Source organism: Puerhibacterium sp. TATVAM-FAB25 (assembly GCF_046535855.1).
GTDB lineage: Bacteria > Actinomycetota > Actinomycetes > Actinomycetales > Cellulomonadaceae > Puerhibacterium > Puerhibacterium variabilis_A.
In genome coordinates this window covers 13,727-37,847 of the sequence record NZ_JAXUAK010000014.1, presented here as the reverse complement: position 1 = coordinate 37,847, position 24,121 = coordinate 13,727, and the positions used below count along the sequence as shown (strand labels likewise).

At 76.2% G+C, this 24,121-nt stretch carries 10 protein-coding genes; all 10 read left to right on the top strand.

Going from position 1 to position 24,121, the window contains the following annotated elements:
- The first annotated feature begins 9 nt into the window (after positions 1-9).
- Complete coding sequence (locus U5M74_RS12700; RefSeq protein ID WP_410909310.1) at positions 10-1,674, top strand: NADH-quinone oxidoreductase subunit M; 1,665 nt, start codon at positions 10-12, stop codon at positions 1,672-1,674.
- The gene (gene nuoN, locus U5M74_RS12695) at positions 1,671-3,461 is read left to right on the top strand and encodes an NADH-quinone oxidoreductase subunit NuoN (protein ID WP_410909309.1); all 1,791 of its coding nucleotides are present in this window, start codon (positions 1,671-1,673) and stop codon (positions 3,459-3,461) included. The genes U5M74_RS12700 and nuoN overlap by 4 nt, the downstream gene beginning before the upstream one ends.
- 98 nt (positions 3,462-3,559) lie before the next feature.
- Entirely contained in the window at positions 3,560-4,504 is a 945-nt protein-coding gene (locus U5M74_RS12690) for a polyprenyl synthetase family protein (protein WP_410909348.1), read from the top strand.
- 194 nt (positions 4,505-4,698) lie between these two features.
- Positions 4,699-10,773: an Ig-like domain-containing protein gene (locus U5M74_RS12685; protein WP_410909308.1), complete on the top strand. Its 6,075-nt coding sequence runs from the start codon at positions 4,699-4,701 to the stop codon at positions 10,771-10,773.
- A 187-nt stretch (positions 10,774-10,960) separates the two neighbouring features.
- The gene (locus U5M74_RS12680) at positions 10,961-17,014 is read left to right on the top strand and encodes an Ig-like domain-containing protein (RefSeq protein ID WP_410909307.1); all 6,054 of its coding nucleotides are present in this window, start codon (positions 10,961-10,963) and stop codon (positions 17,012-17,014) included.
- Positions 17,015-17,093: 79 nt separating this feature from the next.
- Positions 17,094-18,068, top strand: coding sequence for an AAA family ATPase (locus U5M74_RS12675; RefSeq protein ID WP_410909306.1), 975 nt, complete (start codon positions 17,094-17,096; stop codon positions 18,066-18,068).
- Positions 18,065-19,372, top strand: coding sequence for a DUF58 domain-containing protein (locus tag U5M74_RS12670; RefSeq protein WP_410909305.1), 1,308 nt, complete (start codon positions 18,065-18,067; stop codon positions 19,370-19,372). The genes U5M74_RS12675 and U5M74_RS12670 overlap by 4 nt, the downstream gene beginning before the upstream one ends.
- The gene (locus U5M74_RS12665) at positions 19,369-21,939 is read left to right on the top strand and encodes a transglutaminase-like domain-containing protein (RefSeq protein WP_410909304.1); all 2,571 of its coding nucleotides are present in this window, start codon (positions 19,369-19,371) and stop codon (positions 21,937-21,939) included. Before U5M74_RS12670 ends, U5M74_RS12665 begins: the two co-directional genes overlap by 4 nt.
- Entirely contained in the window at positions 21,936-23,294 is a 1,359-nt protein-coding gene (locus U5M74_RS12660; protein ID WP_410909303.1) for an RDD family protein, read from the top strand. The genes U5M74_RS12665 and U5M74_RS12660 overlap by 4 nt, the downstream gene beginning before the upstream one ends.
- Positions 23,291-24,112: a PP2C family protein-serine/threonine phosphatase gene (locus U5M74_RS12655; RefSeq protein ID WP_410909302.1), complete on the top strand. Its 822-nt coding sequence runs from the start codon at positions 23,291-23,293 to the stop codon at positions 24,110-24,112. Before U5M74_RS12660 ends, U5M74_RS12655 begins: the two co-directional genes overlap by 4 nt.
- Positions 24,113-24,121 lie beyond the last annotated feature (9 nt).

Here is a 24,121-nt window from a genome sequence, read left to right as displayed (position 1 = left end):
GGAGGGACGATGACGACCCTGCCGTGGTTGACGGCGCTGATCGTCTGGCCGCTGGTCGCGGCGGCGGCGACGGCGCTCACGGGGCGCGGCCGCGGCCGGCCCGCCGGGACGACGCCCGCGGGCGCGGGAACCTTCGGCACCGGATTCGTGGGCACCGGGGCGTTCGGCGCCCGCGCCGCCCGCCTCGTCGCGCTCGGCGGGTCGCTCGTCGAGGTGGCCCTGGTGGTCGGCGCGTTCCTCGCGTTCGACACCGCCCGCGCGGCCGAGCACCAGCTGGCCGAGACCCGCCCGTGGATCCCCGCGATCGGCGCCAGCTACGCCGTCGGGGTGGACGGCGTGGGGCTGCTGCTCGTGGCGCTGTCCGTGGGCCTGGTGCCGCTGGTGATCCTCGCGGCGTGGCGCGAGCAGGGCGGCGACCCGGTGCGGCTGCGCCGCTACCTCGCCACGGTGCTCGTGCTCGAGGCGTTCACGGTGGCGGTGTTCGCCGCGCGCGACGTGCTGCTGTTCTACGTGCTGTTCGAGGCCATGCTCGTGCCGGCGTTCTTCCTGGTCGGGGGGTTCGGGCAGGGCGCGCAGCGCCGCTACGCCGCCACGAAGTTCCTGCTGTACTCCCTGGCCGGCGGGCTGATCATGCTCGTCGCGGTGATCGCGCTGTACCTGCAGGTGCCCCTGGACCCGGCCACCGGCGCCCGGCCCGAGGACGCGTTCCTCACCGCCAACCTCACCGGCCTGCCGCTGGGCACCGTGGCCGAGCGGCTGATGTTCGCCGCGTTCTTCCTCGCGTTCGCGGTCAAGGCTCCGCTCGTGCCCGTGCACTCCTGGCTGCCCGACGTCGCGCAGAACGCCACGCCCGGCACGTCCACGCTGCTGATCTGCGTGCTCGACAAGGTGGGCACCTTCGGGATGCTCACCCTGTGCCTGCCGCTGTTCCCGGAGGCCTCGCGGTGGGCTGCGCCCGCGGTCGTCGTGCTGGCCGTGGTCTCGATCCTCTACGGGGCGATCCTGGCGATCGGGCAGAGCGACCTGCTGCGCCTGGTCGGCTACACCTCGGTGAGCCACTTCGGGTTCATCGTGCTGGGGATCTTCACCTTCACCTCGCTGGGCGTGGCCGGCTCGAGCCTCATGATGCTCAACCACGGGATCTCCACCGGGGCCCTGTTCCTGGTCGCCGGCTTCGCGATCGCCCGGCACCCGGCCGCCAGCCAGCGGATCGCCGACTACGGCGGGCTGCGCCGCGTCGCCCCGCTGCTCGGCGGCACGTTCCTCGTGGCCGGCCTGTCCGCCGCGGCGCTGCCGGGCCTGGCCACGTTCGTCTCCGAGATCATGGTGTTCCTCGGGGCGTTCGCCCGCGCCCACGTCGCCGCCCTCGTGGCGGTGCCCGCCGTCGTGCTCGCCGCCGTCTACGTGCTGCTGACCTACCAGCGGATGTTCACCGGCGACGTCGCGCCCGACGTCGCCGCCGCGCGCGACCTCGGCGCCCGGGAGCGCACCGTGGCCGGCGTGCTCGTCGCCGCCCTGCTCGTGCTCGGCCTGGCGCCCGGCCTCGTCACCGGCTACGTCGCCGAGCCCGGGGTGCGCTCGGTCGAGCTCGTGGGCGCCACCGACGTCGAGCCCGTGCACCCGCCGGCCGCCGCCGACGCCGCACCCGGCGCCGCAGAGGGGAGCCTGCCGTGACCGACTTCGTGCCCACCGCCATCGACTGGGGTGCCGTCTCGCCGGTGCTCGTGGTGCTCGCCGCGGGCGTGCTCGGCGTGCTGCTCGAGGCGTTCGTGCCGGCCCGCGGGCGCCGCGCCGCCCAGACGGTGCTGACCCTCGGCGCGCTCGCCGGGGCGCTCGTGGCCGTCGCGCTGCTGTGGGACCGCGTGCAGGACGAGGGCGGGATCGCGGTCGCCGGCGGCACCTACCAGCTCACGCCGTTCGGCCTCGGCGTGCAGGGCGTCGTCGCGCTGTGCGCGCTCCTCGGCGTGCTCGTGGTGGCCGACCGCAGCGCCGGGCAGGACGCCTTCGCGCCCACCGCCGCGTCGGTGCCCGGCAGCACCTACGAGGAGCAGGCCCGCCGCGCCGGCCTCGAGCAGACCGAGGTCTACCCCCTGCTGCTGTTCGCCACCGGCGGCATGCTGCTGTTCCCGGCCACCGACGACCTCGTCGTGCTGTTCATCGCGCTGGAGGTGCTCAGCCTGCCGCTGTACGTGCTGTGCGCCACGGCGCGGCGCCGCCGGCTGCTCAGCCAGGAGGCGGCGTTCAAGTACTTCCTGCTCGGGTCGTTCGCCTCGGCGCTGCTGATCTTCGGCGTCGCGCTGCTGTACGGGTTCGCCGGTTCCGTGCGCCTGCCGGTGATCGCGGCCGCGCTGGCGGGGGAGGGCGACTCGCCGCTCGCCGGCACGCCGCTGCTCGCCGTCGCCGGCCTGGTCCTCGTCTCGGCCGGCCTGCTGTTCAAGGTGGGCGCCGCGCCGTTCCACACCTGGACGCCCGACGTGTACACCGGCGCGCCGACGCCGGTCACCGGGTTCATGGCCGCCTGCACCAAGGCGGCGGCCGTGGGCGCGCTGGTGCGCGTGCTCTTCGGGCTCGCCGAGGGCATGGACCCCGCCACGCGGCACGACGTCGAGGTGCTGCTGTGGGCCGTGGCCGTGCTCACGATGGTCGTGGGCACCGTCGTCGGCGCCGTGCAGACGGACGTCAAGCGCCTGCTCGCGTACTCCTCGATCGCGCACGCGGGGTTCATCCTCGTCGGCCTGGTGGGGCTGTCGGAGCGGGGCAGCGCGAGCGCCGTGTTCTACCTGCTCGTCTACGGCGTGGCCACGGTCGGCGCGTTCGCCGTCGTCACGCTCGTGCGCGAGCGGCTGCAGACGCCGGGGGCCCGGGCCGGCGGGGACGGCGGCCGGGCCGGGGACGACGACGGCGTCGTGCTGGGCGAGGCGACGCACCTGGCGCAGTGGGCCGGCCTGGGCCGCACGGCGCCGTGGCTGGCGGCGGCGTTCGCGCTGTTCCTGCTCTCCATGGCCGGCATCCCGCTCACCGGCGGGTTCGTCGCGAAGCTCGGCGCCTTCGCGGCCGCCGTCGACGCCGGCGCCTGGCCGCTCGCGCTGCTCGGCGTCGTCGCCTCGGCCGTCGCCGTCTTCTTCTACCTGCGGGTGATCGTGCTCATGGTGTTCACCCCGCCGGCGGGTGCCGCCTCGGGTGCTGCTGCGGCGGCGTCCGCCGGGGGGACCGGCGCCCCGGCCGAGGGTGCGCCGGCCGCGGGCGTCCCGGCGGACCCCGCCGCGGCCCCGGCGGGCACGCCCGGCGCCGGTGTGGCGACCGCCACGCGGCCGGCCGCGCGGACGGTCGTGACGGTGGCCTCGGGCCGCGGGACGGCCGCGTTCGTCGTCGCCGTGTGCGCGGCCGCGGTGCTGCTGCTGGGCGTGCTGCCCTCCTCGGTTCTCGATCTGGCCTCCGAGGCGGCTAAGTTCGTGCCGTGAGCCTGCCCGACCAGTCCCCCGCCGTGCCGACCGTCGCGAGCGCGGCGACGGCCATCCCGCTGTCCGACCCCGCCCTCGCGGAGCGGCTCGTGGAGCGGATGCACGTCGTGGAGGAGGCGCTGGCCGAGGCCGTCGAGAACGCCGACCGGCTCGCCGACGACGCCTCGCGCCACCTCGTCGCCGCCGGGGGCAAGCGGCTGCGCCCGTTCCTCACCCTGCTCACGGGCGAGCTCGGCGACGGCACGCGGCCCGAGCTCCTCGACGCCGCCGTCGTAGTGGAGCTGACCCACCTGGCCTCGCTGTACCACGACGACGTCATGGACTCCGCGCCGCTGCGCCGCGGCGCCCCGAGCGTGCACACGCTGTGGGGCAACACCGTGGCGATCCTCGTGGGCGACCTGCTCTTCGCGCGCGCGTCCGCGCGCGTGGCGGCGCTGGGGCCCGACGCCGTGGTGCGCCAGTCGGCCACGTTCGAGCGGCTGTGCCTGGGCCAGCTCCACGAGACCACCGGCCCGGGCGCGGACGAGGACCCCGTCGAGCACTACCTGCAGGTGCTCGCCGACAAGACCGCGTCGCTGCTGGCGACGTCCGCCCGCTTCGGCGCGATCTACGGCGGCTGCGACGCCGAGGTCGTCGAGGTGGTCGGGGCCTACGGCGAGAAGCTCGGCGTCGCGTTCCAGCTCGCCGACGACGTGCTCGACCTGGCGTCCTCGGGCGCGGAGTCGGGCAAGACGCCCGGCACGGACCTGCGCGAGAAGGTGCCCACCATGCCGGTGCTGCTGCTGCGGCAGCGGGTGGCCCGCGGGCTGGCGCAGCCGGGCGACGCCGAGCTGCTGGCGCTGCTGGACGGCGACCTGACCTCGGACGCGGCCCTCGCCGACGCCGTCGACCGGCTGCGCGCGCACGACGTGCTGGCCGAGACGCGCGTGCTCGCCGCCCGGTGGGCGCGCGAGGCCGCCGCCGAGCTCGACCCGCTGCCGGAGGGGCCCGTCAAGGAGGCGCTCAGCCGCTTCGCCACGGCCCTGGCCGACCGCGCCGCCTGACCGGCACGGCCTCGCGGGCGGGTGCCCGGGACCGGGCGGCGGGACGGGGAGAACTCCCCGTCTCGTGACCGGCACGTGCCGCCGCTGGCTATGCTGACCGCCCGAGGCCCCCGGCAGGGGACGGGAGGCCCGCGGACACAGGGGCAGGGGTACGAGGCGTGGGCCTGAGGCGGTGGGTGCGAGCGCGCCGGTCCGTGGCGTCGGCCACGGCCGTCGGCGTGCTGGCGGCGTCGGTGGTGACGCTGGCCGTGCTGTCCGACGGCGAGGCGACCGCCGACGTGGCGCTGAACGACTCCGGCGTGTGGGTGACCAAGACGTCGGCCGGCCTGCTGGGCCGGTTCAACTCCGAGGCGCAGGCCCTCGACGGCACGCTCCTGGCCGGCAGCTCCACCTTCGACGTCCAGCAGGACGCCCAGCGCGTGCTCCTGACCGACTCCGGCGCCTCGTCCGCCTCCCCGGTGGACCCCGCCCACCTCGAGCTCGGCGGCACGCTGCGCGCCCCCGCGGACGCACGCGTCGCGGCCGGCGCCGCCACCGTCGCCGTGCTCGACGTCGAGGGGCGGCGGCTGTGGGTGCTGCCGTTCGCCGGCGTCACGGCGTTCGACCCAGAGAAGGCCGACCCGGTCCTGACGCTCGAGGGCCGCGGGACGCTGACCGTGGCCCGGGACGGCACCGTGCTCGTCGCGGACCCCGCCGCGGGCGTGCTGCACCGCGTGCCGACCTCGGCCAACGGCGCGCCCACCGAGCCCGAGCGCGGTGACCTCGACGTGGCCCCGGGCGCGGAGGTGGAGGTCACGGCGGTCGGGGACGACGCGGTGGTGCTGGACCGCTCGGCGGGCCGGCTGGTGCTGCCGGGCGGCGACGCGGTCGATCTCGCCGACCCGGGGGAGGCGCGGCTGCAGCAGCCGTCCGCGGCGTCCGACGTCGTCCTGGTGGCGACCACCTCGGGGTTGGTGAGCCAGCCGCTGGGCGGTGGCGACGCGCAGGTGCGCCGCGCGTCCGGCCTGCCGGGCGCGCCGGTCCAGCTGGGTGGGTGCTCCTACGGCGCGTGGGCCCAGTCGGGCCAGGTGGTCCGCGACTGTGCGGGCACCGACCACGACGTGGACCGGACGCTCGAGGGCCTGGGCGCCGACTCGCGGCTGGAGTATCGCGTCAACCGCGACGTCATCGTGCTCAACGACCTGTCGGCCGGGACCGTCTGGCTGGCGGCGGAGGACTACCAGAAGGTCGACGACTGGGACCAGCAGATCCCCGAGGACGCCGAGGGCGAGGAGACCGAGTCGGAGGAGACCACCCCCGAGCAGGTCGACCAGGTCGTCGCCGACCGCAGCCGGCCGAACCGCCCGCCGCAGCCGGAGGACGACGACCTCGGCGTGCGCGCCGGACGCACCACCGTGCTGCCGGTGCTCGCCAACGACGTCGACCCCGACGGGGACGTGATGACCGCGTCGGTCAGCGCGGGCGCCGAGGGGCTCGACGTGCGCCCGGTGCGCGGCGGGGCCGCCCTGCAGGCCGACGTGCCGCCCGACACGACGGGCACGCACGCGCTGCGGTACGCCGTCTCCGACGGCCGGGGCGGGGTCGCGGAGGCCGACGTCGTGGTGCGGGTGGTGCCCGAGACCGAGAACGCCCCGCCGGAGCAGTCCGGTGAGCCGGTGCTCAGGATCGCCAAGGGCGGCACCGCGTCGATCGACGTGCTGCCCTACTTCCGGGACCCTGACGGCGACGACCTCCTCCTGGCCAGCGCCGCCGCCACGACCCCGGGCGACGAGGTGCGGGCGCGGCCCGACGGCACCGTGGAGCTGCGCGACGCCGGCACCTCGGCCGGACGCAAGATCCTCACCCTGTCGGTCGCCGACGACCGCGGGGCGGTGGTCGAGGGGCGGCTGCTCGTCGACGTCGTGGCAACCCAGGAGCCGCCCGTCCCGGTGAACGACCACGTCGTCGTCCTCGCCGGGCAGGCCACCACGGTGGAGCCGCTGGCGAACGACAGCGACCCGAACGGGGACCCGCTGCGGCTGGCCAGCGTCGCCGAGCAGGCGCCGGCAGAGATCACCCCCAACCACACCGCCGGCACGTTCCGGTTCGTCAGCGACCAGCCCGGCAGCTACGACCTCACCTACCAGGTCAGCGACGGCCCGAGCGCGAGCGTGGGCCTGGTGCGCGTCGACGTGCTGGCGCCGCCCGACGGGGCGGGCGCGCCGGTCGCGGTGGCCGACCAGGTGCTCGTGCCCGCCGGCGGCAGCGCCCTCGTCGACGTGCTGGCCAACGACACCGACCCGGCCGGCGGCGTCCTGGTCGTGCAGTCGGTCGACGTGCCCGCCGACGCCGGCGTCAGCGTGGCCGTGCTGGCCCACCAGGTGCTGCGGGTGACGGAGGTCCGCCGGCTGGAGCAGCCGGTGACGGTGACCTACACCGTCTCGAACGGGACGGCGACGGCCACGGGCCAGCTGCGCGTCGTCCCGATCCCGGCGCCCGACCGGCTGCGGCCGCCGGACGCCGCGCCCGACGAGGTCACCGTGCACGCCGGCGACGTCGTCACCGTCCCCGTGCTGGAGAACGACTCCCACCCCGACGGCCTCGAGCTCTCCGTGGCACCGGAGCTCGTGGAGTCGCCGGACCCGGCCCTGGGGCAGGCGTTCGTCGCCGAGGACACGGTGCGCTTCAAGGCCGGCACGGCCGCCGGCACCGCGTACGCGGTCTACGAGGTGGCCGACGCCAACGGCCAGAAGGACTCGGCGCAGGTCACGATCCACGTGGTGGACGGTGCGGACAACTCGCCCCCGCAGCTGCCGGACGTCGAGGCGCGCGTGCTGTCCGGCGGCGTCGTGCGGATCGTGCTGCCGCTGGAGGGCACCGACCCGGACGGCGACTCGGTGATGCTCGAGGGGATCGCGGGCGCGCCCGCCAAGGGCACCGCGGCCGTGGTCGAGGGGTACGTCGACTACACGGCCGCGCCGGAGGCGGTCGGCGCCGACTCCTTCACCTACCGCGTCACCGACGCCCGCGGCGCGTCCGCCGTCGGCACGGTCCGGCTGGGCGTCGCCCGACCGCCGGCGGCCAACAAGCCGCCCGTGGCGGTCGACGACGCGACGCACGTGCGCCCCGGCCGCACCGTGACGGTGGACGCGCTGGCAAACGACTCCGACCCGGACGGCGACCCCGTCGGTCTGGTGCCCGGCGCCGTCGAGGGCGGCGCGGCGCTCGACGCCGAGGTGCACGAGGGGCTGGTGCGGCTCACCACGCCCGGCCAGGAGGGCCTGCACACCTTCTACTACGGTGTCGAGGACTCCTACGCCGCCCGCGCCACGGGCGCCGTCACCGTCGACGTCGACCCCCAGGCGCCGCTGCGCCGCCCCGTGGCCCGCGACGACGTCGTGCCGCCGGCGGCGGTGACCGGTGACCGCGCGACGGTCGACGTGCTCGCCAACGACGCCGACCCCGACGGCAACGCCGCCGACCTCACCGTGAGCGTCGACGCGGCGGCCCGGGCGGCGGGCGTCGAGGTGACCGCCTCCCGGTCGCTCGAGGTGCCGCTGACCGGGCACCCGCAGGTGCTCACGTACACCGTCACCGACGTGGACGGGCAGACGGCGAGCGCGTTCGTGCGCGTGCCGCGCGACGGGCAGGGCCCGCGGCTGCGCGAGCCGCTGCCGCCCCTCGAGGTGGTCACGGGCGAGCCGCTCACGCTCGAGCTCGCGGACCTCGTCGTCGTGGCCGAGGGGCGCACGCCCCGGCTCACCGCCGAGGACGCCGTCACGGCGGTGTCGGGCACCCGCCAGGTGCAGGACGTCGGCACGGTCGTGTTCACCTCCGAGGCGGGGTACGTGGGGCCTGCCTCGGTCACGTTCGAGGTGGCCGACGGCGACCCGGGCGTCACCGGCACCCGCACCGCGATGCTGTCGGTGCCGATCACCGTGGTGGCGCCGGAGAACCTGCCGCCGGCCTTCTCCGGGTCCCCGGCGCTCGAGGTCGCGAGCGGCGAGGAGGCGGGCATCGACGTCGCGCGCTTCGTCACCGACCCCGACGGAGACCCGGTCACGGTGACGGTCACCGGGGACGCCGACGGGCTCACCGCCGGCGTCCAGGGCACCCGCGTCACGGTGCAGGCCGACCCGTCCCTGCCTCGCGGCAGCGAGGTCTCCCTGCCGGTCGCGGTGTCCGACGGCGGCCACCCGCCGGTCGAGGGGCGCGTGGCCGTCACCGTCGTCGGCTCCACCCGTCCGCTGGTGCGGGCCACCGAGGACCGCGTGGAGGACGCCCACCAGGGCCGGGCCACCACGGTGCCGGTGCTCGCCAACGACTCCAACCCGTTCCCCGACGAACCGCTGACCCTCACCGGCGCCACCGTCGAGACGGGCCGCGGGACCGTGCGCACCGACGGCGACGACGTCGTCGTCACGCCCGCGGACGACTTCGTCGGCGTCCTCGTGGTCCGCTACGGCGTCCAGGACGCCACGGGCGACCCCGAGCGCGAGGTCGAGGGGCGCGTCCACGTCGTGGTGCTCGGCCGCCCCGAGGCGCCCCCGGCGCCCGAGGTCGCGGAGGTGCGCTCGGAGACGGTCGTGCTCACGTGGGACCCGCCGGTGGACAACGGCTCGCCCGTCACCGGCTACACCGTCCGCGGCGACGACGGCCGGACGCAGCAGTGCGCCGCCACGACCTGCACCGTCACGGGCCTCACCAACGACGTGACGTACCGCTTCACAGTGACCGCGACGAACGACGTCGGCGAGTCCGACCCCTCGCCCGCCTCGGCCGAGGCGCGGCCCGACGAGCGACCGGACCCGCCGGCTCCGCCGGCCCTCGAGTTCGGCGACCGGAGCCTGACGATCACGTGGACGAACCGGACCTACACCGACCGTTCGCCGATCGAGTGCGTCAACCTGGAGATCTCGCCCGCGCCGCGCGACGGGGCGCTGCAGAAGACCTGCCTGACCGGCGGCTCCACCACGTGGACCGGCCTCGAGAACGGCACGGCGTACCGGGTGCGCGCCCAGGCCGTCAACGCCGCCCCCGAGCCGTCCGACTGGGGCGACTACTCCGCGCAGGAGGTTCCTGCCGGGGTCCCGGGCACGCCGGGAAAGCCCGCGGTCCGGGCGACGAACTCGGCGCTGGGCGGCGAGGTCGCCGTGAGCTGGTCGCCGGTCGCCGACAACGGCGCCGCGGTGCGCTACGTCGTGGCCGCCTACCGGGGGAGCAGCCGGGTCGCCGAGCAGACGGTGTCCGGCACGAGCGCGGCCTTCCGCGGTCTCGACGTCACGTCGTCGTACGTCTTCACCGTCACGGCCCGGAACAAGGCCGGCGACTCGCCGGCGTCGCCGCGCTCCGACGCGCTCGTGCCCTCCGGCACGCCCGCGGTGCCCCAGGGGGTCCGCGCCGAGATCGTCAGCGGCGACTCGTCCGGCAAGGCCCGGGTCACCTGGACGCCGCTGGCAGGCGACGACTTCCGCGGCCCGGACGGCTACTACCAGGTGCGGCGGGAAGGCGGCGCGTGGACCACGGGCGGCACGCCGTACACCGTCACGGGGCTCAGCAACGGCACCGCCTACCGGTTCGAGGTGCGCGCGTGCAACGCCGCCGCCTGCTCGGGGCCGTCGTCGCCCTCGGGCGCCGTCACGCCGTACACCACCCCCGGCGCGCCGAGCGCCTACTACTCCCGCACGGGCCCCACCTCGGGGCAGGTGGTCGTCACCGCGGGAGACGACGGCGGCGAGAGCGTCGACCGGATCGAGCACCAGGTCAACGGGGGTGCCTGGACCCGGGTCGACGGCACCCGCGCGACCGTGGGCGTCGGCAGCGGCTGGGGCCAGGCCAACACCGTCACGGCGCGGGCCTGCAACGCCGCCGGCTGCGGTCCGGCGCAGTCGGCCTCGGGCACGACCGACCCGAACCCGGACTCGTTGTCGGTGCGCATCGCGCAGGGCACGAACGCCGGTGACCACCCGAACTGCCGCGTCGCCGAGGACTGCTGGTGGCTGCAGCTGCACCTCGACAACGCCCCGCCGAACCAGACGGTCGAGTACGCCTGCTGGACCACCGAGCCCTACTCCGGGCGCAGCCCGCGGCAGTACGAGCCGGCATGGTCGGGCTTCATCAGCGGCGCGCGCCAGGGCGGCACGATCACCACGGACGCGAACGGGCGCGTCAACGGCACCGAGCTGTACTGCGGCTTCCTCTCCGGCGGGTACGACGTCTGGGTCGTGGTGAAGAAGTTCGACGGCGACGGGCAGGACCAGGTCGTGGAGTCCAACCGCCTGCGGTGGTGAGCCGGGCCGCGATGCCCGATGATCCGGCCTGGCGGTGGGGACTCCTCCCCATCGCCCGGGCGCGGTCCGGCGCGGGGCTCCGGCTATCCTCGTGGCGGCGCCGCCGCGGCGGGCCACCGGCGGCCCGGGCAGGTGGGTCGTGGAGCGCGAGGGAACGCCCCGCAGGGGGGGCACAGGGGACGGATTCGTGAGCCTGAGGGGCATGCTCGGCGAGAAGCGGCGCGCCGTGGCGTCCACGACGGTCGTGGCGGTCGCGGCGACGCTCGTCGTCGCGGCGGTGACGTACGACGGCGAGGCGACGGCCGACGTGGCGCTGAACGACTCCGGGGTGTGGGTGACCAAGACGTCGGCCGGCCTGCTGGGCCGGTTCAACTCCGAGGCGCAGGCCCTCGACGGCACGCTCCTGGCCGGCAGCTCCACCTTCGACGTCCAGCAGGACGCCCAGCGCGTGCTGCTCACCGACCCCGGCACGTCCTCGGCCTCGCCGGTGGACCCCGCGCACCTCGAGCTCGGCGGCACCCTGCGCGCCCCGGCCGGCGCGCAGATCGCCTCGGGCGGCGCGACGACCGCCGTGCTCGACGCGAAGGCCGGGCAGCTGTGGGTGCTGCCGTTCACCTCGGCGACCAGCTTCGACCCCGAGGAGACCGACCCGGTCCTGGAGTTCGAGGGCCCCGGCGCCGTGGCCGTGAGCCAGGGCGGCACCGTCCTGGCGGCCATGCCGCAGGAGGGCCGGCTCGTCGAGGTGCCCACCACGGTCAACGGCGTGCCGGAGGAGGAGCACGAGCGGGAGCTCGACGTGGCCCCGGGCGCGGAGGTGGAGGTCACGGCGGTCGGGGACGACGCGGTGGTGCTGGACCGCTCGGCGGGCCGGCTGGTGCTGCCGGGCGGCGACGCGGTCGATCTCGCCGACCCGGGGGAGGCGCGGCTGCAGCAGCCGTCCGCGGCGTCCGACGTCGTCCTGGTGGCGACCACCTCGGGGTTGGTGAGCCAGCCGCTGGGCGGTGGCGACGCGCAGGTGCGCCGCGCGTCCGGCCTGCCGGGCGCGCCGGTCCAGCTGGGTGGGTGCTCCTACGGCGCGTGGGCCCAGTCGGGCCAGGTGGTCCGCGACTGTGCGGGCACCGACCACGACGTGGACCGGACGCTCGAGGGCCTGGGCGCCGACTCGCGGCTGGAGTATCGCGTCAACCGCGACGTCATCGTGCTCAACGACCTGTCGGCCGGGACCGTCTGGCTGGCGGCGGAGGACTACCAGAAGGTCGACGACTGGGACCAGCAGATCCCCGAGGACGCCGAGGGCGAAGAGACCGAGTCGGAGGAGACCACCCCCGAGCAGGTCGACCAGGTCGTCGCCGACCGCACGCAGCCCAACCGACCGCCGCGGCCGCAGGACGACACGATGGGCGCCCGGCCCGGCCGCACCACCGTGCTGCCGGTGCTCGCCAACGACGTCGACCCCGACGGGGACGTCATCACCGCCGAGGTGGTCCAGGGCCCGGGCCTCGAGGGCGTCGAGCTGCAGCGGATCATGGGCGGCGCCGCGCTGCAGGCCGTGGTCGCCGACGGCGTGGAGGGGACGACGACGTTCCGCTACGCCGTCTCCGACGGCCGCGGCGGCGTCGCGGAGGCCCAGGTGACCCTCACCGTCGCGCCGCCGGAGCAGAACGCCGCCCCGGAGCAGACCGGCGAGCCGGTGCTCAAGATCGCCAAGGGCGGCACGGCGTCGATCGACGTGCTGCCCTACTTCCTCGACCCCGACGGCGACGACCTGGTGCTCGCCAGCGCCGACGCGACCGCCGCGGGCGACGAGGTGCGCTTCCGGCCGGACGGCACCGTGGAGATGCAGGACGCGGGCACGTCGACGGGCCGCAAGATCGTCAGCCTCACCGTCTCGGACGGCCTGGGCCTCGTGGCCGAGGGGCGCCTGCTCGTCGACGTCGTGGCGGCGCAGGATCCGCCGGTCGCGGTCAACGACCACGTCACCGTGGTGGCCGGGCAGCCCGTGACGGTCGAGCCGCTGGACAACGACACCGACCCGAACGGCGACACGCTGCGGCTGGTCGGCGTCGCCGACGCCGCGCCGGCGGAGATCACGCCGAACCTCGACGCCGGCACGTTCACGTTCACCTCGGCCGAGCCGGGCTCGTACGACGTCACCTACCAGGTCAGCGACGGCCCGGCCGCGACCACCGGCCTGGTGCGCGTGGACGTCACGCCGCCGCCGTCGCAGGACCAGGGCGCGCCCGTGGTCGTGGCCGACCAGGCACTGCTGCCCACCGGTGGCTCGACGCTCGTGGACGTGCTGGCCAACGACACCGACCCCGCGGGCGGCGTGCTGGTCGTGCAGTCGGTCGACGCGCCCGCCGACGCCGGCGTGAGCGTGGCCGTGCTGGCCCACGACGTGCTGCGCGTGACCGAGGTGCGCCGCCTCGACGGCCCGGAGACGGTGCGCTACACCGTGTCCAACGGCACCCGCTCGGCCACCGGCGAGGTGCGGGTCGTGCCCGTGCCGGCGCCGGACCGGCTGCAGCCGCCGGACGCCGCGCCCGACGAGGTCACCGTGCACGCCGGCGACGTCGTGACGATCCCCGTGCTGCGCAACGACTCGCACCCGGACGGCCTCGAGCTGTCCCTGACGCCCGACCTGGTGGAGACGCCCGACCCGACGCTCGGCGAGGCGTTCGTCGCCGAGGACGTGGTGCGGTTCAAGGCCGGCGGCGAGGGCGGCACCGCCTACCTCGTCTACGAGGTCGCCGACCCCAACGGCCAGAAGGACTCCGCGCAGGTCACCGTGCACGTGCGCGAGGGGGAGGACAACAGCGCCCCGCGCCCGCCGGACGCCGAGCTGCGGCTGCTGGCCGGCTCCGCCGCCCGCGTGGACCTGTCGCTCGACGGCATCGACCCCGACGGCGACTCCGTGACCCTCACCGGCGTCGCGACGGCACCCGCCAAGGGCACCGCGCGCCTGGTCGACGGCTTCCTCGAGTACGAGGCGGGCGCCACGTCGTCCGGCACCGACACGTTCACGTACGCGGTGCAGGACGCCCGCGGCGCCACCGCCACCGGCGTCGTCCGCGTCGGCATCGCGCGCGCCGACGACGTCAACCGGCCGCCGGACCCGGTCGACGACGAGGTCACGGTCCGTCCGGGCCGCACTGTCGCGATCCCGGCGCTGCGCAACGACTCCGACCCCGACGGCGACCCGGTGAGCCTCGTGGCCGACGGGCTCGAGGGCGCGCAGGCGCTGCGCGGCGAGGTGGTCGAGGACCGCGTCGTCGTCACCACGCCCGCGCAGGACGCGGTCGACGCCTTCTACTACACGGTCCAGGACCCGCAGGGCGCGCGCTCCGGCGCCGCGATCACCGTCACGACGAGCAGCGAGGCGCCGCTGCTGCGGCCCGTGGCCCGCGACGACGTCGTCACGATGGAGGAGGCCTACGGCAGCCCCACGGTCGACGTGGACGTGCTCGCCAACGACGAGGACCCCGACGGCACGGCGGACGCCCTGACCGTGACGGTCGACGACGAGCGGGTCACCGTGGCCGACGACGGCGGCCTGGAGGTCCCGGTCACCGACCGGCGCCAGATCATCACCTACACGGTCACCGACACCGACGGTCTCGAGGCGCACGCGTTCGTGCACGTGCCCGCCGTGCCGGGCGGCAACCGCCCGCTGCCGGTCATCACGCCCGGCCCGCCGCTCGAGGTGGTCGCCGGCGAGCCGCTGACGCTCGACCTCGCCGAGGTCGTCACCGTGGCCCAGGGGCGCGAGGCGCGCATCACCGAGGAGCGCAGCGTCAAGGGCGTCGAGGGCACCGCCGAGGTCACCGGCCCGCAGCAGATCGTCTTCACCGCGCCGGAGGACTACGCCGGCCCGGCGTCGGTGACGTTCGAGGCCACCGACGGCTCGGGCCCCGACGACCCCGAGGGCAACGTCGCGCTGCTCACGCAGCAGATCACCGTGCTGCCGGTGAAGAACATGCCGCCGGAGTACGGCGGCGGCACGCTGCAGGTCGCCGCGGGCGAGGAGGCCACGCTCGACCTGGCGCGCGCGGCCAGCGACCCGGACGGTGACCAGCTGACCTTCGCCGTCGACGCCGCCGGCGGCGGCGTGACGGCCACGGTCGAGGGGTCCGTGCTGCGCGTGCAGGCGGAGCCCACCGTGCCCAAGGGCACGGCCGTGCCCGTGACGGTCAGCGTGCGCGACGGCGAGAACCCGCCCGTCACCGGCCGGGTGCAGGCCGAGGTCGTCGCCTCGACCCGGCCGCTCGCGCGCGCCAACCCCGACCAGGTGGACGACGCCCACCAGGGCGAGCCCACCACGGTGCCGGTGCTGGCGAACGACACCAACCCGTTCCCCGAGGAGCCGCTCGAGCTCGTCTCGGCCCTCGTCGAGACGGGGTCCGGGGACGCGCGCGTCGCCGGCGACGACGTCGTCGTGACGCCGGACGCCGACTTCGTGGGCGTCATGGTGGTGCGCTACCGCGTGCGGGACGTCACCGGCGACCCGGACCGCGAGGTCGAGGGCCGCGCGCAGGTGACCGTGCTCGGCCGGCCGGAGGCGCCGCGCGCGCCGCAGGTCGAGGAGGTGCGATCGCGCACGGTCGTGCTCACCTGGGACCCGCCGAACGACAACGGCTCGCCCATCACCGGGTACACCGTGCGCACGAACGACGGGCACGCCCAGGAGTGCGCCACCACGACGTGCACCATCACGGGCCTGACGAACAACGTGACCTACACGTTCACCGCGACGGCCACGAACGACGTCGGCGAGTCCGACCCGTCGCCCGCCTCGGCGGAGGCGCGGCCCGACGAGCGGCCCGACCCGCCCGCCGCGCCGACCCTGAAGTTCGGCGACAAGAGCCTCACCGTGACGTGGACGAACAAGACGTACACCGACCGCTCGCCGATCCAGTGCGTCAACCTGGAGATCTCGCCCGCGCCGAGCTCGGGCGCCATCCAGAAGACGTGCGTCGCCGGCGGGTCCCTCGTCTGGACCGGCCTGCAGAACGGCGTCGCGTACAAGGTGCGCGTCCAGGCGGTCAACGCCGCGCCGGAGCCGTCGGAGTGGGGCGACTACTCGGCCGAGGAGGTTCCCGCCGGCGTGCCGTTCACCCCGGCCGCGCCCACCGCGACCCGCGTCGACACCGCCGTGGGCGGGCAGGTCCGGGTCTCCTGGCCGGCGCCGAACGGCAACGGCGACGCCCCGAAGGCCTACCGGCTGGACGTCCTCGCCGGCGGTGCCGTGGCGCGCACGCTGGACGTGGCCGGCACCTCGCAGACGGTGCAGGACCTCGACCCGGCCACGACGTACACCTTCCGGGTGTCGGCGCAGAACAAGGCCGGCTGGTCGGAGGTGGGCCCGCAGTCGGCCGCCGTCGTGCCGTACGGCACGCCGCAGACCCCGGGCGGCATCGCGGCGTCGCTCATCGACGGCGACACGTCCGAGAAGGCGCGCGTCACGTGGAACGGCATCGCCGGGTCGGCGTTCTACGGCCCGGGCGGCCGCTACGAGGTGCGCGCCGACGGCGCCGGCGGCCGAGAGGCCTCCTCGCCGTACACCTACACCGGGCTGAGCAACGGCAACCCGCACTCCTTCCAGGTGCGTGCGTGCAACGCCTACGCCTGCTCCGGCTGGTCCGGCAGCTCCAACTCCGTCACGCCGTACACGACCCCGGGCTCGCCGGGCGTCGCCTGGAGCCGGAGCGGCACCAACGGCGGGTACTTCACCATCACCCGGCCCAACAGCGACGGCGGCAACGCCGTCACCCGGGTCGAGTGGCGGTACAGCGGCGCGGCGAGCGACAGCGGCAGCAGCAACGGCTTCCCGACCGACGTGCGCGTCCCCGACGGGTACGACCGCAGCTACACGCTGCAGGCGCGCGCCTGCAACGCGGCCGGCTGTGGCCCGTGGGGGGAGGCCGGTGGCACCACCGCGCCCGCTCCCGAGCCGAAGGCCTGGGTGACGCGCGGCTCCAGCGCCGTCGGGCTGAAGGGGTGCTCGAACAGCAGCTGCGCCTACTTCGTGGTGAACACCCAGGACTTCCCCGCGGGCAACCACCAGGTGGAGTGCTGGGGCAACAACCCGCCGGGTTGGCACAACATCGTGGAGTCCGGACGGAGCTACACCGTCAACCTCAGCGGGAACGACCGGGCTCAGCTCCTCTGCTACTACGGCTACCCCCAGGAGCTGGTGCGGGTGCGGATCGACGGCAAGGACTACGAGGCGCGCCCGTGGTGACGACCAGGCGCACGACGACGACCAGCACGACGACTCGCAGCATCACGACCACCGGCACGACGACAAGGAACCCGAATCGATGAGCACCATGACGCCCGAGCAGGCCGCCTGGTTCGCCCAGACCTTCGACAGGCTGGTCGGCAACGTCGGCCAGGCGGTCCTCGGCAAGGCGCACGTGGTGCGCCTGGCGCTGACCTGCATGCTGGCCGAGGGCCACATGCTCCTGGAGGACGCCCCGGGCACCGGCAAGACGATGCTGGCGCGGTCCCTGGCCGCGAGCGTGCACGGCACGAACAACCGCATCCAGTTCACGCCGGACCTGCTGCCCTCCGACGTCACGGGCGTGACGATCTACGACCAGCAGTCCGGCCGGTTCGACTTCCACCAGGGCCCGGTGTTCGCCTCGATCGTGCTGGCGGACGAGATCAACCGCGCCTCGCCGAAGACGCAGTCGGCGCTGCTCGAGGTCATGGAGGAGGGCCGGGTCACCGTCGACGGCGTGGCGCACGAGGTCGGCCGCCCGTTCATGGTCATCGCGACGCAGAACCCCATCGAGCAGGCCGGCACGTACCGGCTGCCCGAGGCGCAGCTCGACCGGTTCCTCATGAAGACCTCGGTCGGCTACCCGGACCACGCCTCGACGGTGGAGATCCTCTCGGGCGCCGCGGTGCGCGACCGCAGCGCCGGGCTCCAGCCGCTCGTCACCACCCAGGCCGTCGTCGAGATGTCCGAGCTCGCCGCGACCACGCACGTGGACCCCGCGGTGCTGGAGTACGTCTCGCGCCTCACCGAGGAGACCCGCGAGGCGCCCGAGGTGCGCGTCGGCGTGTCCGTCCGCGGCGCGCTCGCCCTGGTGCGCTGCGCCAAGGTGTGGGCCGCCGCGCACGGGCGCAACTACGTGCTGCCCGACGACGTCAAGGAGCTCGCCCAGCCGGTGTGGGCCCACCGCATCACGCTCGACCCCGAGGCCGAGTTCGCGGGCGCGACCGGGGCGCAGGTGCTGGACCGCATCCTCACCACCCTGGCGGCCCCGCAGGAGAAGGCCCACGCATGACGAAGGGCAGGACCGGGCGCGCGCTCGCCGCCGTCGGCGGCGCCGCCCGGGGCGGGTGGCGCGCCGCCGGGCGGGCCGCGCGCCCCGCGCTGGAGCGGGTCGACGCCGTGGCCGGTCGCGTCGCCGAGGTCGCGCGCCCGGTCGTGAGCCCGGTGACCGCGGCGGTGAGCCCCTACGGCTGGGCCGTCCTGGCCGCGGCCGTGGCCACCTGGGTGCTCGGCCTGGCGTTCTCCTGGCTGGAGCTGCTCGTCGTCGCCGTGCTGCTCACCGTGGCGCTGCTCGCCGCGGTGGGGTTCGTCCTCGGCCGGTTCCGCTACGCGGTCGCGCTCGACCTCGCCCAGCGCCGGGTGACCGTGGGTGACCGGGCCGTGGGCCGCCTGGACGTGCGCAACGAGTCCTCGCGCCCGCTGCTGCCGTCGGTCATGGAGGTGCCGGTCGGCACCGGCGCCGCCGCGTTCCCGGTGCCGCGCCTCGCGGCCGGCGCCACGTACGAGGAGATCTTCACCGTCCCGACCCGCCGCCGCTCCGTCATCACGGTGGGCCCGGTGCGCTCCGTGCGCGCGGACCCGCTGGGCCTGCTGCGGCGCGAGGTGCGGCTCACCGACCCCGAGGAACTGTTCGTCCACCCGGTCGTCAAGAGCCTCGCCGGCTCCTCGACCGGCTTCCTCAAGGACCTCGAGGGGCGGGTCACGCAGGACATCTCGAACTCCGACGTGTCGTTCCACGCCCTGCGCGACTACGTGCCCGGCGACGACCGCCGGCACATCCACTGGAAGACCACCGCCCGCACGGGCCAGCTCATGGTCCGCCAGTTCGAGGAGACCCGCCGGTCCCACCTCGCGGTGCTGCTCTCGACGCGCGCGGAGGACTACGCCGGCGACGACGAGTTCGAGCTCGCCGTCAGCGTCTGCGGGTCCCTCGGCCTGCAGGCGATCCGCGAGGACCGCGGCGTCACCGTGCTCGTCAACGACGGGCGCCTGCGCGGCGACGACCGCACCCGCCTGCTCGACGACCTCGCCCGGGTCGAGGCGGTGCCCTCGCGCACCCGGCTCGTCGACGTCGCCCGCGTCGCCGGCACGACCGTGGGCGACGCGTCCGTCGTCGCCTTCGTCGTCGGCAGCGGCGTCGGCGCCGGCGAGCTGCGGGCCGCCTCCGCGCGGCTGCCGCAGGAGGTGCACGTCATGGCGCTGCAGTGCGTGCCCGGCGCGCCCATGAGCCGCAACACCGTCGCGGAGCTCACGGTCCTGACCCTCGGCAGCCTCGGTGAGCTGCCCCTGGCCATGCGGAGGTTGAGCGACGCATGAGCCGCCGCCCCGGAACCCCGGCGCCCGCGCCGGAGCCCGAGTCGACGACGGGCTCGTCGACGGGCTCGACGACCGGCGCCACCAGCACCAGCACCCGCGCCTCGCGCCGGCTGCGCCCGTCGGACCGCACCGGCTCGACCACGCGGCGCGGCGCGACCACCCGCGCCCGCGGCGACGCGGTGCCCCGTGCCCTGACGTGGTCGGGCGCCGGTGACGGCCTCGCGCTGCTGCTCCTGCTGGGCACCGTCGTCGTCGGCTTCGGCCCCGTCTGGGGCACGGCGGGCTACCTGCGCCCCGCCGTCGGCGGCGCGCTGCTCGGCCTGCTCGTCGCCTGGATCGGTGCCTGGCGGCGGTGGCCCACCCTGACCGTGGCGGCCGCGACGGTCGCCGCGTACCTCCTGTGCGGCGGCGCGCTGGCGCTGCCGCACACCACGGTCGGCGGCGTGGTGCCCACCCTGGGCACGGTGCGCGAGCTCGCGCTCGGTGCCGTGCACGGGTGGAAGGAGTTCGTCACCACGGTGCCGCCGCTGCACTCCTTCCCGGACCTCGCGGTGGTGCCGTTCTGCGTGCTCTACCTCGTCGCCGTGGTGGCCGGCACCGTCGCCTGGCGCGCCCGGCTGGCCGCGCTCGCGCTCGCGCCCGTGGCCGCCGGCCTGGTCGCCACCGTCCTGCTCGGCACGGTCGAGCCCGCCCTGCCGGTCGTGCAGGGGCTGGTGGCGGGCGTCGTCGGCCTGCTGTGGGGCGCGCTGCGCGTGGTCGAGGCCCGCGTCGGCCGCCACTCCGTGGCCACCGACTCCAGCCGCGAGGCGAGCCGCCGCCTGCGCTGGTACCGGCTGCGCACCGGCGCCACGATCCTCGGCGTCGGCGCCGTCGCGGCGGCGTTCGTCGCGCCCCTGCTGCTGCCCGCCGCGCCGCGCACCGTGGTGCGCGACGTCATCACCCCGCCGCTCGACCTGCACGAGTTCGTCAGCCCGCTGGTGGGCTTCCGCAAGCTCGCCAAGGAGCAGCGCGAGGCCGAGGTCCTGCGCGTCGAGGGGCTGCCGGCGGGCGCCCGGCTGCGCCTGGCCACGCTCGACACCTACGACGGCGTCGTCTACGACGCCTCGAGCGACCAGCCCGGCTCGGGCGTCTACACCCGCGCGGGCGAGGAGATCGCCACCGCGGACACGACGCCGAGCCGCGAGCTCGAGATCGAGGTGCTCGACCTCGGCGGCGTGTGGGTGCCGGGCGCGGGCAGCGTCACGGGCATCACCTGGACCGGTGCGCGCGCCGACCAGCTCGCCGACTCCACCTACTACAACGTCACGACGCGCACCGCGCTGGCCACGGCCGGCCTGCAGCCGGGCGACACCTACCGCCTGCGCGCCCAGATCACCGCGCCGCCCACCGAGGAGGACCTGCGGTCCGGCCGGATCGCGGCGGACACGCCGCTGCCGCCGCTGCCGGACGACGCCGTGCCGGGCTCCGTCGCGGCCAAGGCGGCGCAGTTCATGGGGGAGGAGACCGACCCCGTCGAGCGGCTGTTCGCGCTGCGCGACGGCCTGATCGCCTCCGGCATCTTCTCCAGCGGCCTGGAGGACCAGGCGCCGTCGCGGCCGGGCCACTCGGCCGACCGCGTCGACTCGCTGCTCGCCGAGGACGAGATGGTCGGCGACGACGAGCAGTTCGCCGTCGCCCTCGCCCTCATGGCGCAGCAGGCCGGCATCCCGGCGCGCGTGGTCATGGGCTTCTACGCCGACCCGGAGACCGACACCCGCCAGGACGGCGAGACCTACACGGTCACCGGGGCCGACGTGCACGCCTGGGTCGAGGTGCCCTTCGAGGGCCACGGCTGGGCGCCGGTCGACGCCATCCCGGACGAGGACAACAAGATCCAGCCCGAGCCCAAGAGCGAGCAGGTCCCCAAGCCGCCGGTGCTCGAGGACCCTGAGCCGCCGGAGGAGCCGGCGGACGCCGTGGCCGGCGACGTCCAGGACGAGGACGACGAGGAGCAGGACGCCGAGGGCTTCGACTGGGGCCTGGCCGCGCGCATCGCGGCGGCCGTGCTCGTCCCGCTGGCGATCCTGCTGGCGCCCGTCCTGCTCGTCCTGGCCCTCAAGGCGCGCCGGCGGCTGCTGCGCCGCTCGGCGCCGCGGCTGTCCGACCGCGTGGCGGGCGGCTGGCGCGAGGTGCTCGACGCGGCCACGGACCTGGGCGCGACGGTGCCCGAGGGCGCCACGCGGCGGGAGGCGGCGGGCGTGCTCGTCGCGACGCTCGAGGCGCCCGGGACGGTGCCGCTGGCCCACCGGGCCGACGCCACGGTGTTCGGCGCGGCCGAGCCCTCGCCGCAGGAGGTGGAGGCGTACTGGTCCGAGGTCGACGCGCTGCTCGGCGGCCTGCACGCCGGCCTCCCGCGCCGGCGTCGGTGGCGGGCGCGCCTGTCGCTGCGCTCGCTGCGCGGCACCCGCGGGTGGGCGGCCCTGCGCGACCTGGTGCGGCGCAGGCCGACCGGGGCTGTGGACCCCGGCGAGGCAAGACGGCGGAAGCCGGCCGGTCGGCCGGACGGCCGCACGGAGGGAGAGGCATGAGCACGACGGTGTGCGACGTCTGCGGGTCGCCGCAGGCCGCGCCCGGACCGTTCTGCACGGTCTGCGGCACGCCGCGCGGCGACGGCGCCGCGCGCGGGCCGGAGCACCCGGTCGGGACGACGACGGAGCCCGAGCTCGTCGCCGCCACCCGCCGGGGCGCGCCCCCGGCGCAGGAGGCGCACGCACCGCTCGCCGGCGTCGGCCGGCGGTTCACGGTGGCGGTCCTGGACTCCCTGGCGACGTCGGTGCCGTCGTGGCTGCTGCTCGTCGTCGGGCTGGCCGCGGCGGGCCGGGACGCGGCGGCGGCGTCGGCACCCGCGGGCGCGGGCGACCTGCTGGCCGCGCTGGCGGGCTGGTACCTCGGCGCCGGGCTGCTGTCCCTGGCGATCTGGCTCGCGCTGTGCGCCTGGGAGGGCCGCACGGGCGCCGCCGTCGGCGGCCGCCTGCTGGGCGTGCGCACGGTCGACCAGGGCACGCGCCGGCCGGTCGGGTTCGGCCGCGCGGTGCTGCGCTCGCTCGTGGTGGGGGCCGGCTCCCTGGTGCTCGGGGTCGGCGGGGTCCTGGTGCTGCTGAGCCCGCTGTTCGACGGCAGCGGCCGGCTCCAGGGCTGGCACGACAAGGCGGCCCGGTCCGTCGTCGTGCGCACGCAGCGCACGCCGCGCCGCGCCGCGCCGCGGGCGACGGCCGACCGGCCGTCCGCCGCGGCGCCCACCGACCCGTGGGCGTTCCCCACGGGCGCCGACGCGCCGGCCGCGGGCGGGATCGTCACGGGCGTGCCGGGCCGCGCGCCGGCGCCGGCCGCCGCTCCGGACGTCGCGCCGGCCGCGGCACCGGCTGCCGTGCCCGCTCCCGGCCCTGCCGCCGTGCCGTCGCCCGTCCCCGCGGCCGTCGCTGGCGAGACGACCATGGCACCCGAGCCGGAGGAGGACGGGTGGGACGCGACCCGGCTGTCCGCCCCGAGGTCCGGGACCGGCGCCGGGACGCGCCTCACCGCGGCGCCCGTCGTGCCCGTGCCGCTCGAGCTGCCCACGGGCGTGGTGCACGTGGTCGCCGGCCCCACGCTCGTCGGGCGCGACCCGCAGGCCGCCTCGGGCGGCTGGGCGCTGCTGGCGCTCGACGACCCGCGCCGCTCGGTGTCCAAGACCCACGCGGAGCTCGGCGTCGACCACGGGGGGCTGTGGGTCACCGACCGCGGGTCGACCAACGGCACGGTGGTGTCGGTGCCGGGGGCGCCGCCGCGCGTCGTCGAGCCGGGCGCCCGGGTGCGGGTGCCCGCGGGCGCGTCGATCCACCTGGGGGAGTACCGCGTGACCGCGCGGGCGGCGACGGACGCGGCACGGGTGGGGGACGCGTGAGCGGGGCCGAGGGCGTCGTCCTGGCGTGGGGCGCGGCGACGCACCGCGGGGCGCGCCGCCCGCTCAACGAGGACCGCTACCTGGCGACGTCCTCCCTCTTCCTGGTCGCCGACGGCATGGGCGGGCACGAGGCCGGCGAGGTCGCCAGCGCGACGGCGGTGGACCTCCTCGAAGGCCTCGGCCTGCTCGGCGCGGTGCGCCGCGGCGACGTCGCGCAGGTGCTCGCGGTGGCGAACGAGCGCGTGCGGGCGATCGCCACGCAGCCGGGCCGCGGGGCGGGCACGACGGTCTCGGGCGTGGTGCTCACCGAGCGCGACGGCGTGCCGCAGTGGCTCGTGGTCAACCTCGGCGACTCGCGCACCTACCTGATGTCGCGCGGCCGGCTCGAGCAGGTCAGCGTGGACCACTCCGAGGTCCAGGAGATGGTCGACGCGGGGATGATCACGCGCAGCGAGGCGATGACCCACCCGCGCCGGCACGTGGTGACCCGCGCGCTGGGGTCGCCCGAGGCGCCGCGGCCCGACCTCTGGTACGTGCCGGTGGAGTCCCACGACCGGGTGCTGGTCTGCTCCGACGGGCTCACCAGCGAGCTCGCCGACGAGCGCGTCGCGCTCGTGCTGCGCGAGACGCCCGACCCGCAGGACGCCGCCGACCGCCTGGTGGCGGAGGCGCTGGCCGCGGGGGGCCGGGATAACATCACGGTCGTCGTCGTGGACGCCGTCGCGCTGTCCCAGGGGCCCGGGGGCGGGCCGCCCGGCGACGACGAGGCCGACGAGGACACGCGTCCTCGCGCGGCCGGGGTCGGGGCCGGCCGGTGAGGCCCGGCG

What these genes read in the sequence shown, in the direction of transcription:
- U5M74_RS12690 (WP_410909348.1), top strand. Translation starts at nt 3,560, where the DNA reads ATGCACGTCGTGGAGGAGGCGCTGGCCGAGGCCGTCGAGAACGCCGAC.
- U5M74_RS12675 (WP_410909306.1), top strand. Translation starts at nt 17,094, where the DNA reads ATGAGCACCATGACGCCCGAGCAGGCCGCCTGGTTCGCCCAGACCTTC.
- U5M74_RS12665 (WP_410909304.1), top strand. Translation starts at nt 19,369, where the DNA reads ATGAGCCGCCGCCCCGGAACCCCGGCGCCCGCGCCGGAGCCCGAGTCG.
- U5M74_RS12660 (WP_410909303.1), top strand. Translation starts at nt 21,936, where the DNA reads ATGAGCACGACGGTGTGCGACGTCTGCGGGTCGCCGCAGGCCGCGCCC.
- U5M74_RS12670 (WP_410909305.1), top strand. Translation starts at nt 18,065, where the DNA reads ATGACGAAGGGCAGGACCGGGCGCGCGCTCGCCGCCGTCGGCGGCGCC.
- U5M74_RS12700 (WP_410909310.1), top strand. Translation starts at nt 10, where the DNA reads ATGACGACCCTGCCGTGGTTGACGGCGCTGATCGTCTGGCCGCTGGTC.